The sequence below is a fragment of the Flavobacterium sp. GSB-24 genome, from assembly GCF_027924665.1.
In the GTDB taxonomy this organism is placed as follows: Bacteria; Bacteroidota; Bacteroidia; order Flavobacteriales; family Flavobacteriaceae; genus Flavobacterium.
Genome location: NZ_AP027043.1, coordinates 3,181,682 through 3,194,190, shown reverse-complemented (window position 1 = coordinate 3,194,190; position 12,509 = coordinate 3,181,682). Strand labels below are relative to the sequence as shown.

The window sequence follows — 12,509 nt, the reverse complement described above, 5'->3', positions numbered from 1 at the left end:
CTATCAGTATCTCAGAACCTTAGCCCCTTAACCTAGTGACTGCTTAAAAGAAAATACTCTCCATCAGTTACTTTTTCTAACCATACTCCGTGGCCTTTATCCACTTCTGTGATGATCGCAACATAAGAGAACTTTTCAAACGGAGTTGCTCCGTACCAATGTTCTATTCCTGGTAAAATTGTAACTACTTCGTCTTTTTGAAGTTTACGAACGGCACTTCCTCTTTCTTGGTAATAGCCTGTACCTTCTTTTGCAATTAGCATTTGCAGACCTGCATTACTATGCCAATTACTTCTAGCACAAGACTCAAAAGTAACTTCCTTAATAACAGTATTTTCAGGATGAATATCACTGCTCTGTTTTTTATAGGAAACGTCACCCGTCATATATGTGCTCGGGACTTTTCCTTCTTCGATAACGGCTGCATAATTTGTTGACATAAATTTAGTTATTTTTTGAGATTAATTTTATTGATAACTGTTATATTCTTCATCTGTAACGGGTTCCTGCCAGTCTACAATTCCTTTTGCAGTATTGGTGCTGATGGCGATATGTGTAAATTCACTTTCGGGAGACGCGCCGTGCCAGTGTTTTATTTCGGGCTGAATGTTTACAACGTCTCCAACCTGCAATAACTGAATTGGTTTTCCAATTTCCTGATAATATCCTGTTCCGTGTGTGACAATAAGAATTTGTCCGCCGGGATGTGTGTGCCAATTGTTTCTTGCACCGGCTTCAAAAACAACATTTCCAACGGCAGTATTTAAAACTTCATCGTTTGGAACAAGCATTTTAACCCATGCGTTTCCTGTAAAATATTCTGAAGGTGCTAAATCTCCTTTAGGGAAAATGGCGTCATTATATGGATTATCTGATGTTTTCATAAATTTCTTTGTTTTGGAATTATCAGAATCAGGAAACTAAATTTTGGAAAGCTAGAAGGCGCTTTATGAAGTATTTATTTAGTCGTTAAAACTGATAAATGATTAATACTGTAATTTCAAGGGCAAAATTAGGATAATAATGCTTCTTAGAAATAACAATATTCAAACAAAAAATTATGAAATTGAAACAATTTACATTCGAAGTGATTTCGGAACTGTTCCTGTAAGCCTTTTAAAGTAATTATTAAAATAACTCGGATATTCAAATCCAAGTGAGTAACCAATGTCTGAAATACTCCAGTCTGTATGCTGTAATAATGCCTTTGCTTCGTTTATAATTCTTTCGGTAATATGGGCTGTTGTCGGTTTTCCTGTAACTTCTTTTACCGAACGATTTAAATGATTAACATGCACAGCAAGACTTTGCGCATAATCCTGCGGTGTTTTTAATGCTAAAGGTTCGTTTTTTGTTTCTATCGGAAATTGTCTTTCTAACAATTCTAAAAACAAAGAGGTTATTCTGGAAGAAGCATTTTTATGTTTAAAGAAATTATCTGAAGGCTGCATTTTCATCGATTCGTGAATAATCAAATTAATATAACTGCGCATCAAATCGTCTTTAAAAACATAATCTGTTTCATATTCCTTGATCATTTTTTGGAATAAAGAATCTATAAACACCTTTTGTTCAGCATTTAAAGAAAAAATCGGGGTTCCTCCTATTTTAAATAACGGTGATTCGTGTAGTGTCTCTGAACGGTCTTTTGCTTTCAAAAATTCTTCTGTAAAAACGCAGGCGTAACCTTCATATCCCTCTGAAACTGTTTCCCATGAATATGGAATAATCGGATTTCCAAAAAACAGAATCGTTCCGTCGGTTTCTATACCACGGTCAGCATATTGTATGATGCTTTTACTAGTATTGATGCAGATTTTATAAAAATCCCTGCGACTGTAAACGGGAATTTTACTTTGATCTCCATTTATCTGATATACTTTAAAACCTTTTAGTTTTAAATCTGAAGTAAAATCGCAATTCTGAGTTTCTGTCTGATTATTCATTTTGCAAAGTTATGAAAATCAAACAATATTATTTTATTATTTTTTTTTGTTTCAGGTTTCAAGTTTCAGGTTTCAGGTTTAAACACAAGAGTCGCTAAGTTATTTTTGCTCGCAGATTAAGCAGATTTAATTTTTAATAATCTGTGTCATCTGCAAAATCTGCGAGAGAATTTATTTTAGATTCAAACTCCCTGCTCGTAAATCTTTCGCGGAAGCGGTTAAAATAACTTCTTTTGCATTTTCGTCATTTTGGATAATGATTTGTGCATATCCGTTGAAAAGCTTTCTTTCCCAAGGTGCTGCTGGCGTAATTACTTGAATAATTCCAGGATCTGTGTTCATAACGTCCCAGTCTTTTACTTTTTGTAACGGTGTTGCAGCAATATGGATTGTGTTTTTACCTTCTTTCAAAATAGCTGTATTCAAAGTATATTTTTGAGGATCTTCTGTACTTGGTTCTACTTTTTTTCCATTAACAAAAACTACTGTCTCTACTCCTATTTTCTTGTAAAAGAAACTCACAACATTTGAAGATGCATTATTTTTCAATTCAAATTCTCCTTTATAAATATACGATGGTGCCTGTTTTTTATAATCACGTTCTTTAAAAGCTTCTGTCCATTTACTTTCGTCATAGTTGGTCATTTCCTTAGGAAGAGATGAACTTTCAACTTTTTGTTCCATAAAATTAGTTATTGCAGAAAAAGAAATGTCATCAATAAATTGATCGCTTTCTAAAGAAGTTGGATCACCGTTTCCTACACCCAAAATTTTTCCGCCTTTTATAGAAAAACTGAATTCATCATTTGCTGTTGGAATATGTAAACCGTTTTTATCTGTAACTTCAACAGTTACAACAGATACATTTCCTTTCAAAACGTTTTCTTTATCTAAAGACAATTTTACATTTTCTGCCTTTCCAGTGGTTTTTTGGATTTCAGTTAATAGTTTTTTTCCATTTTTATAACCTATTGCTTCCAGAGTTCCAGGCGTATATTTTACTTTCCATTCCAGATGTCCATTTTGCTCCATTTTCTTTTTGCCGAGACTTTTTTTGTTTAGAAAAAGTTCTACCTCATCGCAATTTGAATATGCCCAGACATCAATTTCTTTTCCTTCCATCCCAGTCCAATTCCAATGCGGTAATAGATGTAAAACAGGTTCTTTCCTCCACCAGGATTTCAGATAAAAAACATTATCTTTTGGAAAACCACAGACATCCATCATTCCGAAATACGAGGTTACAGACGGCCAGCCATAAGGTGTTGGTTCGCCACGGTAATCAAAACCCGTCCAAAAAAATACTCCAGCCAAATAAGGTCGCTCGGCATAAAATTTCCAGCCTTCTTCAATACTGTAAAAAGTCGGACGCGGTTTTTTATCATAAGCACTTTGATAGTGTTTGGCATCATCTGTAAAATAAATTCCTCGGGTTGCAAAAGTAGAACCTTCCTCCGTTCCCATTCCAGGCTGTTGTTTAAACTGATTTCTGTGCGCGTCAATATCTCCATTTCCGAGATAATTATAACCCATAATTTCTACTACAGAAGAAATACCGCTTTTAAAACCGCTGCTTATTCCCACCGTCACTGGTCTTGTAGGATCGATACTTTTGGCAAAACTCTGCATCACATTTGTTATTCTTTCCCCAACTATACCGCCTTCAATATTCCATTCTTCATTTCCAACCGACCAGCAAAAAATACTCGGATGATTGCGGTCACGTTCTATCATTCGCTGTAAATCATTCAAATGATAATCGTTGATTCCCATTAAACGAGTTTCATCAATAACCAGCATTCCCAATTCGTCACAGGCTTTCAGTAATTCAGGAGTTGGCGGATGATGCGAACAACGATACGCATTAGAGCCCATTTCTTTCAGTTTTTTAATTCTATAATACTGAATTTCATCTGGAAGCGCCGTCCCTATTCCCGCATGATCTTGATGATTGTTTGTTCCTTTTAATTTTAAAGGTTTTCCATTTAGAAAAAATCCACTTTCTGCATTAAATTCAATAGTTCTGATTCCAAAAGGCGTTTCATAACTATCTATAATTTTTCCATCTTGTTTGATTTGAGTTACCAAACGATATAAATTGGGAGAATCAATATCCCACAAAAGCGGATTTTCGACATGAAGTTTTGTGCTATGTGTTATTGTTTTATAAAATTCAGGAGCCAATATACTTTCAGTAAAAGTAGCAGCCTGTTTATTTTTTTTATCAAAGATTGTTTGAGAAATTTCAATTGATCCTTTATAATTTCCTTTATTTTCAATTGCAACATCTGCACTAACCGAGGCATTGTTATTTTTGAGTTCAGAAGTTATGTAAGTTCCGTTTGTAACTACATGAACCGGATTTGTTTTCTGCAGATAAACGTGTCTATAAATTCCTGCACCTTCATAAAACCAGCCTTCTTCCATTGAAGCATCTGCTCGAACCACAATCGTATTCTCTCCACCATAATTAACATAAGCCGTTACATCATACTCAAAACCATTGTAACCACTTTGTTCTGTTCCTAAATAAAATCCATTAAAAAATACTTTTGAGTTTCTAAAAACACCATCAAACTTTAATGAAATAGTTCGTCCGAGATCTTCGTTTGGAATGGTGATTTTTTTCCTGTACCAGCCGATACTTTTTTCAGGGAAATTTTTACCTGCCGCTTTAAATCCATGACTGAAACTCGCGCTTTCGCTAAAAGGCTGCTCCACCGCCCAATCGTGAGGTAAATCGAGTTTTCTCCAAGCACGATCATCAAAATCTTTTGCAGCAGGACCATCGCCAAATCCTGTTTTGGTTAAATAGGAAAAGTAGCCTTCTGCATGTCCGAAATCTTTTTTTGTATCGTATAAATGTCCAAACGAAAACTTCCATTCTTTATCTATTAAAATTAATTCCCTTCCTGTTTTATTTTGTGCCAAAGCATGAAAAGAGATTAAAAACATACAATAAATCAGGATTCCTCTTATAGAAATAGTTTTCATAAATAATGTGGTTAGTAAGAATGGTTAGCAAATAGCTATAAAAATATTCTTTTTAAAGCGATTAAAATAATAGTATTTTATCAAAATATAATCGTTTATAATTACTTACAGATAATTAACTCTACTTAAAAAGTAGATCATAAAAATTTAGAATCATTCTATTGACATTACTCTGTTAAATTTCTCTCTTTTGATGTAATTTTATATTTGAATTCAATAAAAACTGTACTATTATGAGTGTTATTAAAGATGAAAAATTGCTGCATAGTACCATTAAAAACATCGATCAGAAGATAGATAAATTAAATGATCAAAAGATAATTGCTTTTTTTGATGCACTTGGATTAACTGAAAGAGCTGACGTACCAAAGGATTTTCTAAAATGGGAAACTATATTGGTTGTTGTGCCAGACAGACATATTTCGCACGAACTAAAATATTATAAATATTCTATTTCAAGACTTTCTTTTGTTACCAATCCGAATGCACGCGAAATTCATATTTTTGATTTTAATGAATGGAAAAATGTTACGCGTAACAAGACACAATTTCAAATTAGAGAATTTTTGAAAACGAATTATGGCGGAGTGAGGCATCATATGGACAGACTAAATTAATTGTTTTATAAAATAATGCTTTATACTTTTTAAATGAAATGGATCACTAGGGAAAGACCTAAAATTGACCGAATTGCCTGTCCTTGGCTGATCTTGAATTTTGTTGATCCAGAAGCCGAGTTTATCTATGTCCCGTTTGATCAAGTTTTGCATAAAGCAAAAGAAATAAACGCCATTCCGTTTGATATCCCGAATGTAGAATTCACGCATTATAATGAAGAATGTACTTTTGATTATATTATAAAAAAGTATAAAATTGCTGATCCAGCGGTTTTAATTATGGCAAAAATTGTTCGTGGCGCCGATACAGATCGTCACGATCTTGCTAAAGAAGCAGCTGGACTTTGGGCAATTTCAGCTGGACTTTCGCATAACATTACTAATGATATTGAATTACTCCAAACTGGATTAAAACTTTACGATGCTCTATACAGCTGGGCGAAATATCTGTATAAACAAAATCATCTGCAAAATAGTCCGTTCGAAAATTTACTGCACGAAGTTTATAATAAATTTTTGATTGAGAAAAAATCGAATCAAAAAACACCTGCATGGGTTAAAGAATTAAAAAATATTATTCAAGATCAAATAGATGCACAGTTTACTTTTGACTTAAAGAAAATTTCTAGTGATTTAGAATTGAATCCATCTTATTTATCAAGAGAGTTTTCTAAGTATTTTGAAGACTTAAATTTCGGTGAATATGTTCGAAAATTACGAATTGAAAAAGCCATAAACCTGATTCAAAATACAACTTATACTTTAACCGAAATAGCTTACATGACTGGATTTTCAGACCAAAGTCATTTCACCAGAATATTCAAGTTACAAACTGGAAAAAACCCTTCTTCTTATAGAAAAAATGCACTAAAAAGTAATCCAGATACAAAAGGTAAATAGTGTTCTATTTATAGATTTTCATTGTCAATAGTTTTGTTTTTTAATTAATAAAACTATTATGATTTCATTGAGACATCTTTTCGCAATCACTTTATTCGCTTTAAGTTTGAATATATTTTCTCAAACTACTTATCCAAAAATCACAGGTTATTTTGGAATTCTTCACCCCATCGTGACCTTTAGCAGTGAACAAACAAACGTAAATTTTAGAGATTATTATGCTGTTGGATTTCCAACTGGAATTAATATCTGGAAAAATCAGAAAATTGGTTTTTCTTTTGAAGTTGTACCTAATATTAGAGTGCAGGGAAATAGTGATAAAGTGACGAACTTATTATTTCATCCAGGTGTTTTAGTCGCACTAGGAAACGGCTATACATTTGCAGGAAGAGCAGCTTTTGAAAGCAGCGGACGATATGGTATTACTCCAGTAATAAACAAAACTATTATAAAAAGTGAAAATTGCAGTTATTTTGCGGCTATTCCTGTTCCTATTCGATTTGGCAACGATCATCCCGCATCTTTAACTGTTGGTTTTCAATTCGGAATTGCTTTTTAAAATCGCTTAAAAAAAAATGAAACGTCACATGTTTTATTTAATTTCAAATATCCGAATAAATTTTTCTTCTAATTTTTTCCTTTTCCTCTCTTCTTTCCATCTGGAATAGAAAGCCATAAAAAGTAAAAATAAGTTAACGATTGTAGAGGCACGTCTGAGTCCTTTTGCAAAAAAAAGAAAAAATATATTAATTGCCAGTATCAGAACAATTGGAGCATATTTCACCCAAGATGAATGAAGCTTACTGATGGGTTCAACATTGTAATTTAGTTGAAGTCTATTGTTAATATTCTCGTAGTTTCCTTTTACAACAAAAACTGCTGAAGACTTTGCTGAATTTACTGTTAAACTAAAACTTCTATCATCAAAAAATCCATAAAAGGGCTTTATTGGTCCAAATAAAGGAAATATTCTCGATTGTCCTAAAAGTTCTTTTGGAGAACCAATTTCTGTATTGTCTTTTAATCTTGTTCGGAATTCAGCGATATTTAATTTTGATTCCATTAATTCCGATTTGAAGTTTGATTGGCAAACTTTTTTGTTATTAGCTTAAAATACTTTTTTAAATTTTTCGAATAAGTTCCTTTACCCGAGCAAAAACATAATTGGCCTCTTCATCATAAATAACCATATCAAAATCTCTGGTTCCTTCGGTAAAAATACCCTGCTTTTTGGTGTCAGTATATAATTGCTGAAAATATTGGTCGCGCTTTTTGAGCCAGTCTAACTGCTCTTTTTTTAACTTAGACTGTTCTTTCGGACTTATTTTATTTTTTAAATTCTTATACACAATATTTAGCAAACTATCTGACTGGTTGTAATAGGCGTAAGAACAATTGCTCATCGCACTGCCTTTATCTAAACATTTCTGATACTCTGATTTTAGTTTTGAAACTGTTTCTAATGTTTGCGAATTAGATTTCAATGCAATCAAAACAAACAATATTACAAGTGCTTTTTGAATCATAATTTATATGTTTTTTTGTTTCAGGTTTTCTTTGTTTCAAGTTTCAAGTTACAATGTATTGGTTTATCGCACAGCATAAAACGTGAAACCTGAAACGTGAAACAAAATCATTTATTATTCAACAATACTTTTTACCATATCTTCAAGGGCTTTTCCATGAATATTTTTGGCTAAAATAATTCCGTTTTTATCTACTAAAAAATTCAAGGGAACAGATTGAAGCATATAATCTCCTACAACTGGAGAAGTCCAATATTTTAAATCACTTACTTGTGTCCACGGTAATTTTCCTTTTGCTATTGCTCCCAGCCAAAGCGGTTTTTTAGTATCCATAGAAACGCTGTAGATTGTAAATTTATCAGGATAAGCATTATACAATTTTAATAATGTTGGCTGTTCTTTAATACAGGGTCCGCACCAAGAAGCCCAAAAATCTACTAAAACCAATTCTCCTCTTAAGGAAGAAAGTGCAATGTTATTTCCTTTCGTATCAGGAAGATCTATTTCTGGAGCAATATCGCCTACATCAACTCCAACAACCTGAGCTTTTGTACTAGTTATAACACAACATAAGAATCCTAAAATAAGTAATATTTTCTTCATAATTGATTAAGTTTTTGTTTTTGGGGCTGTTTTTTAATCTCCAAACAAATATAAATACTTCTTCATAAATCTTCTCCTCCATCATAAAATTATCCTAAATAAATTATACTTAATTGGTATATCGGGAAAAGTCGATATATTTGCAGCATGGAAACGATAGAAATATTTAAAGCTTTGTCAAACAAGTCCAGACTGCAAATGCTGGAATGGCTTAAAGAACCCGAAATCAATTTTCCTGATCAATTGCAGCATGCTGGATTTGAACATGGTGTTTGTGTTGGTCAGATTCAAGCCAAGGCTGGTTTGACACAATCTACAGTATCTGAATATTTGTCTATTTTACAGCGCGCCGGCTTTATCGAGTCTAAACGTGTTGGACAATGGACTTACTATAAACGCAACGAAGGTGCCTTTGAAGCACTCAGTAAATTAATTCAATCTAATTTGTAAAATTACTATGAGTACAAACAACCTATTTTCTCCATTTAACTTAAAAACGTTAAATCTGAAAAACCGAATCGTAATGGCGCCAATGACGCGCTCATTTTCTCCAAACGGAGTTCCAACTGACGAAGTAGCCGCCTACTACCAAAAAAGAGCTGAAGGCGAAGTTGGTTTAATATTATCTGAAGGAACTGTAATTGACAGACCTTCATCATCAAACGATGCTAATGTGCCGCATTTTTACGGAGATTTAGCTTTAAACGGATGGAAAAAAGTTATAGACGAAGTTCACGCAGCTGGAGGTTCTATGGGACCGCAGATCTGGCATATGGGAATTATGGATAATCATCAATCAGGATGGGTGCCACCAGTTCCTTTTGAAGGTCCGTCTGGATTAAATCGTCCTGATTTTAGAAACGGAGTTTCTATGACTGAAAAAGATATCGAAGATACTATTCTAGCTTTCGGTAAAGCAGCAGCTGACGCTAAAAGACTAGGTTTTGACACTATCGAAATTCACGGTGCGCACGGTTATTTAATCGATCAATTCTTTAGAGCTGAAACCAATTTACGTGAAGATATTTATGGTGGAAAAACACTTCCTGAACGTAACCGTTTTGCTATTGAAGTTGTAAAAGAAGTGAGAAAACAAGTTGGAAACGACTTTGCTGTTATCATGCGTTTTTCTCAATTTAAACCTTCTGATTACAATTATAAACTGGCTAAAAACCCACAGGAATTAGAAGCTTGGCTTACTCCTCTTGTAGATGCTGGTGTTGATATTATTCACGCTTCACAACGCCGTTTCTGGGAACCTGAATTCGAAGATTCTGATTTGAATTTTGCTGGATGGGCTAAAAAAGTAACGGGAGCGCCAACTATTACTGTTGGTTCTGTTGGTCTTTCTGGTGATTTCTTTGGTGCTTTTGCTGGGGAAAGTTCACAGCCAACTTCTTTGGAAGAACTAAACAGACGTTTCGACAGAGGCGATTTTGATTTAGTTGCTGTTGGAAGACCTCTTTTATCTGATCCGAATTGGGTTGCTAAAATTAAAGCTGGAAAAACAGATCAATTAAAAGGTTTTAGTAAAGAAGCTTTGGGACAATTGGTTTTAGAATAAGTTTTTTTTTAAAGGTACATAGTTACAAAGGTTCAAAGGGGCAGAGTTTTCCCTTTGAGCCTTTTTTTATTTTGGTTCCTTATGCAAAGGCTCAAAGGGACAAAGTTTTTCCTTTTTACCTTTTTTATTTTGGTTTCTTATAAAGACAAAAGGGATAAACAATTAAGTTTATCCCTTTTTTGAATGTCATAACTAACAAAATTAAGAGATTCAATATTTTTATTTAAGGCTCAGAGAAACAAAGGTCTAAAGGGACAAAGTTTTTCCTTTGAGCCTTTGTCCCTTTGCCTCTTTGCCACTCTAAAAAACTTTTTTCTTTTGGAATTTATTCTGAAGCCACATTCTAACAGGTTCGTCGTATAATTTCAAACATACAAATGCCATGACAATACTAGCGATTAAAACTCCAATACCCTCTAAATATCCATTTTCCATTGAAACTTTGTTATCTACAACCCATGCTGTAAACCAATAAATTAACGGATAATGTGTAATGTAAATTGGGTACGAAATATCACCAAGAAGTTTGCAGATTTTAAGCGAAAAGTCATTTTTAATTTCGCCTCCTGCGCCAATGGCAACGATAATTGGAAAAACTAAAATGATACAGAAAGATTCATATAACCCATTTATCCAAAGGCTGTTTTCGTCTCCAAATCTTGGTAAAGCCAAAACAATGGTTATTAGAATACTGCAAACCCAAAAAGCATTTTTTACATGAATTAATTTTCCTAAACGGCACAACAAAACTCCAGCAAAAAACGGATAAAGCAAACGTGTAAAACCTACATTAATCTGCTCCAGATTTAGTGACCAGCCACCGATTACGTCGCCTTTTGGCCCGAAAACAGTGTAATTAATTAACAGTCCGGCAAATATCAATACAAAAACTGATAGTACTTTATTCGAAAATTTACGAAAGATTAAGGCGTACAAGATATTTGCAATATATTCGAAAAAAAGTGACCATGCCGGACCATTTAAAGGATGCATTTCTCCCCAGCCTCTAATTTCTAACGAAGGTGGGATTGGTAATAATGTAAAACCGATTATCATCGTTAAAATAACTTTCCAAACGGCCATATCTCCAATCATTGGAAACAGTATATCAGATGCTTGAAAATAGTAAAATATAGCGCCTATAATCATCCCCATAATTACCATTGGCTGGAGACGGATTAATCTGCGTTTGTAAAATTCCCATTGTCCCATTTTTCCCCAGCGATCATCATATGCATACGCTACAACAAATCCTGATAAAAGAAAAAAGAAGTCAACAGCCAAATAACCGTGATTGATAATTTGTACAAAACGGTTTCCACCGCTAAAAGCTTCAAAAATATGAAAAGCAACTACCAAAATAGCTGCGACACCACGCAATCCATCAAGAATTTCGTAATGTTTTTTAGGTTTTATATTCATTTGGTTAGGGGGTCATGAGTTAGAGGTTAGAAGTTAGGAGTTAGGAGTTAGAAGTTAAGGGTTAAGGGTTGGGCGTGGGAATATGAATTGTTGGTAAGTTTGTTTTCAAGTTTATAGAAATTATTTGCGTTTATAATGTAGCAACAGTTTAAACTTGCAACAATTATTTTATAACTTATAACTCCTAACTTCTAACTCCTAACCCATAACTAAAATCTACTGGTGATTTTTAAGCCACTCTGTTCTTCTTTGATCTGGTAAATGCTTTACAGAGAAGTTCTCAAATTTGGCTTCAAAACCTTTTCCGTCTGGAGAAGCGGCCATCAAACCAACCATAACTGGCGTATTGTCCTGTAATGGCGCATTTCTAGTCATGATATAATTTTTATCATCAAAAGAATAGAATATTTCGACAGCATCTAATCGTCGTACGGCTTTAATCCAAATGAAAGGAGGCACTTTTTCTAAAGTTGTTACACTCCAATCGCTTTTGTCGTGCGTAACCACAGTACTGATATTAAATTTTCCGTCGACAAATTCAACTCCAGTTTTGATGTAGTTTTTTTCATCAACTCGGATCATTAATCCCATTTGGTCAAAACGGGCAATGTAATTTCCAGTTAGTTTTACTTTGGCTTCAAATTCACCTCCATAATTAGCATAATAAAAAGGTGCATCGTCAACAGTAAATCCGTAATGCGAAATTCTCCAGTAATCGCTGTTTGCTGTTACGTTCATTATTAATGCATTGTTTTTAATTTCCCATTTTTCAGGTTCATTAAACCATTGCATTTTATTTAAAGTCTGCGCTGAAAGGTTCTGAAACAATACAAAACCAATCGTTAATAATAATATTCGTTTCATTTATAATTTGATTATTTATTTAAAAAAAAAGCAAAACTTCTAACGTTTCACATTTATTATTTTTACATCTAAC

Annotated in this window: 14 protein-coding genes; 5 read left to right on the top strand and 9 right to left on the bottom strand. The window is 33.6% G+C overall.

What is annotated here, in order from left to right:
• Positions 1 to 32: 32 nt before the first annotated feature.
• From QMG60_RS13815 to galA, 4 genes are all read right to left on the bottom strand, one after another.
• Positions 33 to 440 carry a cupin domain-containing protein gene (locus QMG60_RS13815; protein WP_281865303.1) on the bottom strand — a complete coding sequence of 136 codons (408 nt, stop codon included), beginning with the start codon at positions 438 to 440 and terminating at the stop codon, positions 33 to 35.
• Positions 441 to 467: 27 nt separating this feature from the next.
• Positions 468 to 884 (bottom strand): cupin domain-containing protein, encoded by a 417-nt coding sequence (locus QMG60_RS13810; RefSeq protein WP_281865302.1) that lies wholly within the window; start codon positions 882 to 884, stop codon positions 468 to 470.
• A 192-nt stretch (positions 885 to 1,076) separates the two neighbouring features.
• Positions 1,077 to 1,946, bottom strand: coding sequence for a helix-turn-helix domain-containing protein (locus QMG60_RS13805; protein ID WP_281865301.1), 870 nt, complete (start codon positions 1,944 to 1,946; stop codon positions 1,077 to 1,079).
• 171 nt (positions 1,947 to 2,117) lie between these two features.
• Positions 2,118 to 4,940: a beta-galactosidase GalA gene (galA, locus tag QMG60_RS13800; protein ID WP_281865300.1), complete on the bottom strand. Its 2,823-nt coding sequence runs from the start codon at positions 4,938 to 4,940 to the stop codon at positions 2,118 to 2,120.
• Between the two features lie 233 nt (positions 4,941 to 5,173).
• On the opposite strand from galA, the gene QMG60_RS13795 reads away from it, so the two are divergent.
• The 3 genes from QMG60_RS13795 to QMG60_RS13785 are packed head-to-tail and all read left to right on the top strand — an operon-like array spanning position 5,174 to position 7,016.
• The gene (locus tag QMG60_RS13795) at positions 5,174 to 5,557 is read left to right on the top strand and encodes a hypothetical protein (RefSeq protein WP_134141706.1); all 384 of its coding nucleotides are present in this window, start codon (positions 5,174 to 5,176) and stop codon (positions 5,555 to 5,557) included.
• 33 nt (positions 5,558 to 5,590) lie between these two features.
• Complete coding sequence (locus QMG60_RS13790) at positions 5,591 to 6,457, top strand: chromate resistance protein ChrB domain-containing protein (protein ID WP_281865299.1); 867 nt, start codon at positions 5,591 to 5,593, stop codon at positions 6,455 to 6,457.
• A gap of 58 nt (positions 6,458 to 6,515) precedes the next feature.
• A complete protein-coding gene (locus QMG60_RS13785; protein ID WP_281865298.1) occupies positions 6,516 to 7,016 on the top strand; it encodes a hypothetical protein in 501 nt (166 codons plus the stop codon).
• A gap of 33 nt (positions 7,017 to 7,049) precedes the next feature.
• Here the strand turns inward: QMG60_RS13785 and QMG60_RS13780 are convergent, their stop codons facing one another.
• From QMG60_RS13780 to QMG60_RS13770, 3 genes are all read right to left on the bottom strand, one after another.
• Positions 7,050 to 7,520, bottom strand: a complete 471-nt coding sequence (locus QMG60_RS13780) for a hypothetical protein (protein ID WP_281865297.1) — start codon at positions 7,518 to 7,520, stop codon at positions 7,050 to 7,052.
• A 58-nt stretch (positions 7,521 to 7,578) separates the two neighbouring features.
• The gene (locus QMG60_RS13775) at positions 7,579 to 7,983 is read right to left on the bottom strand and encodes a lysozyme inhibitor LprI family protein (protein WP_281865296.1); all 405 of its coding nucleotides are present in this window, start codon (positions 7,981 to 7,983) and stop codon (positions 7,579 to 7,581) included.
• 114 nt (positions 7,984 to 8,097) lie between these two features.
• The gene (locus QMG60_RS13770; RefSeq protein WP_281865295.1) at positions 8,098 to 8,586 is read right to left on the bottom strand and encodes a TlpA disulfide reductase family protein; all 489 of its coding nucleotides are present in this window, start codon (positions 8,584 to 8,586) and stop codon (positions 8,098 to 8,100) included.
• Between the two features lie 147 nt (positions 8,587 to 8,733).
• Here QMG60_RS13770 and QMG60_RS13765 point away from each other — a divergent pair, with 147 nt between their 5' ends.
• Both QMG60_RS13765 and QMG60_RS13760 read left to right on the top strand, forming a co-directional pair.
• Positions 8,734 to 9,036 (top strand): metalloregulator ArsR/SmtB family transcription factor, encoded by a 303-nt coding sequence (locus tag QMG60_RS13765; protein WP_057118383.1) that lies wholly within the window; start codon positions 8,734 to 8,736, stop codon positions 9,034 to 9,036.
• Positions 9,037 to 9,043: 7 nt separating this feature from the next.
• Complete coding sequence (locus QMG60_RS13760) at positions 9,044 to 10,150, top strand: NADH:flavin oxidoreductase (RefSeq protein WP_281865294.1); 1,107 nt, start codon at positions 9,044 to 9,046, stop codon at positions 10,148 to 10,150.
• Positions 10,151 to 10,450: 300 nt separating this feature from the next.
• On the opposite strand, the gene QMG60_RS13755 is transcribed toward QMG60_RS13760, so the two are convergent.
• The gene (locus QMG60_RS13755) at positions 10,451 to 11,572 is read right to left on the bottom strand and encodes an acyltransferase (protein WP_281865293.1); all 1,122 of its coding nucleotides are present in this window, start codon (positions 11,570 to 11,572) and stop codon (positions 10,451 to 10,453) included.
• A gap of 216 nt (positions 11,573 to 11,788) precedes the next feature.
• Positions 11,789 to 12,436, bottom strand: a complete 648-nt coding sequence (locus tag QMG60_RS13750; protein WP_281865292.1) for a DUF1349 domain-containing protein — start codon at positions 12,434 to 12,436, stop codon at positions 11,789 to 11,791.
• Positions 12,437 to 12,509: the final 73 nt, after the last annotated feature.

Excerpts from the sequence above, each read along its gene's own strand:
- QMG60_RS13815 (WP_281865303.1), bottom strand. The coding sequence starts at position 440 with ATGTCAACAAATTATGCAGCCGTTATCGAAGAAGGAAAAGTCCCGAGC.
- QMG60_RS13810 (WP_281865302.1), bottom strand. The coding sequence starts at position 884 with ATGAAAACATCAGATAATCCATATAATGACGCCATTTTCCCTAAAGGA.
- QMG60_RS13805 (WP_281865301.1), bottom strand. The coding sequence starts at position 1,946 with ATGAATAATCAGACAGAAACTCAGAATTGCGATTTTACTTCAGATTTA.
- galA (WP_281865300.1), bottom strand. The coding sequence starts at position 4,940 with ATGAAAACTATTTCTATAAGAGGAATCCTGATTTATTGTATGTTTTTA.
- QMG60_RS13795 (WP_134141706.1), top strand. The coding sequence starts at position 5,174 with ATGAGTGTTATTAAAGATGAAAAATTGCTGCATAGTACCATTAAAAAC.
- QMG60_RS13790 (WP_281865299.1), top strand. The coding sequence starts at position 5,591 with ATGAAATGGATCACTAGGGAAAGACCTAAAATTGACCGAATTGCCTGT.
- QMG60_RS13785 (WP_281865298.1), top strand. The coding sequence starts at position 6,516 with ATGATTTCATTGAGACATCTTTTCGCAATCACTTTATTCGCTTTAAGT.
- QMG60_RS13780 (WP_281865297.1), bottom strand. The coding sequence starts at position 7,520 with ATGGAATCAAAATTAAATATCGCTGAATTCCGAACAAGATTAAAAGAC.
- QMG60_RS13775 (WP_281865296.1), bottom strand. The coding sequence starts at position 7,983 with ATGATTCAAAAAGCACTTGTAATATTGTTTGTTTTGATTGCATTGAAA.
- QMG60_RS13770 (WP_281865295.1), bottom strand. The coding sequence starts at position 8,586 with ATGAAGAAAATATTACTTATTTTAGGATTCTTATGTTGTGTTATAACT.
- QMG60_RS13765 (WP_057118383.1), top strand. The coding sequence starts at position 8,734 with ATGGAAACGATAGAAATATTTAAAGCTTTGTCAAACAAGTCCAGACTG.
- QMG60_RS13760 (WP_281865294.1), top strand. The coding sequence starts at position 9,044 with ATGAGTACAAACAACCTATTTTCTCCATTTAACTTAAAAACGTTAAAT.
- QMG60_RS13755 (WP_281865293.1), bottom strand. The coding sequence starts at position 11,572 with ATGAATATAAAACCTAAAAAACATTACGAAATTCTTGATGGATTGCGT.
- QMG60_RS13750 (WP_281865292.1), bottom strand. The coding sequence starts at position 12,436 with ATGAAACGAATATTATTATTAACGATTGGTTTTGTATTGTTTCAGAAC.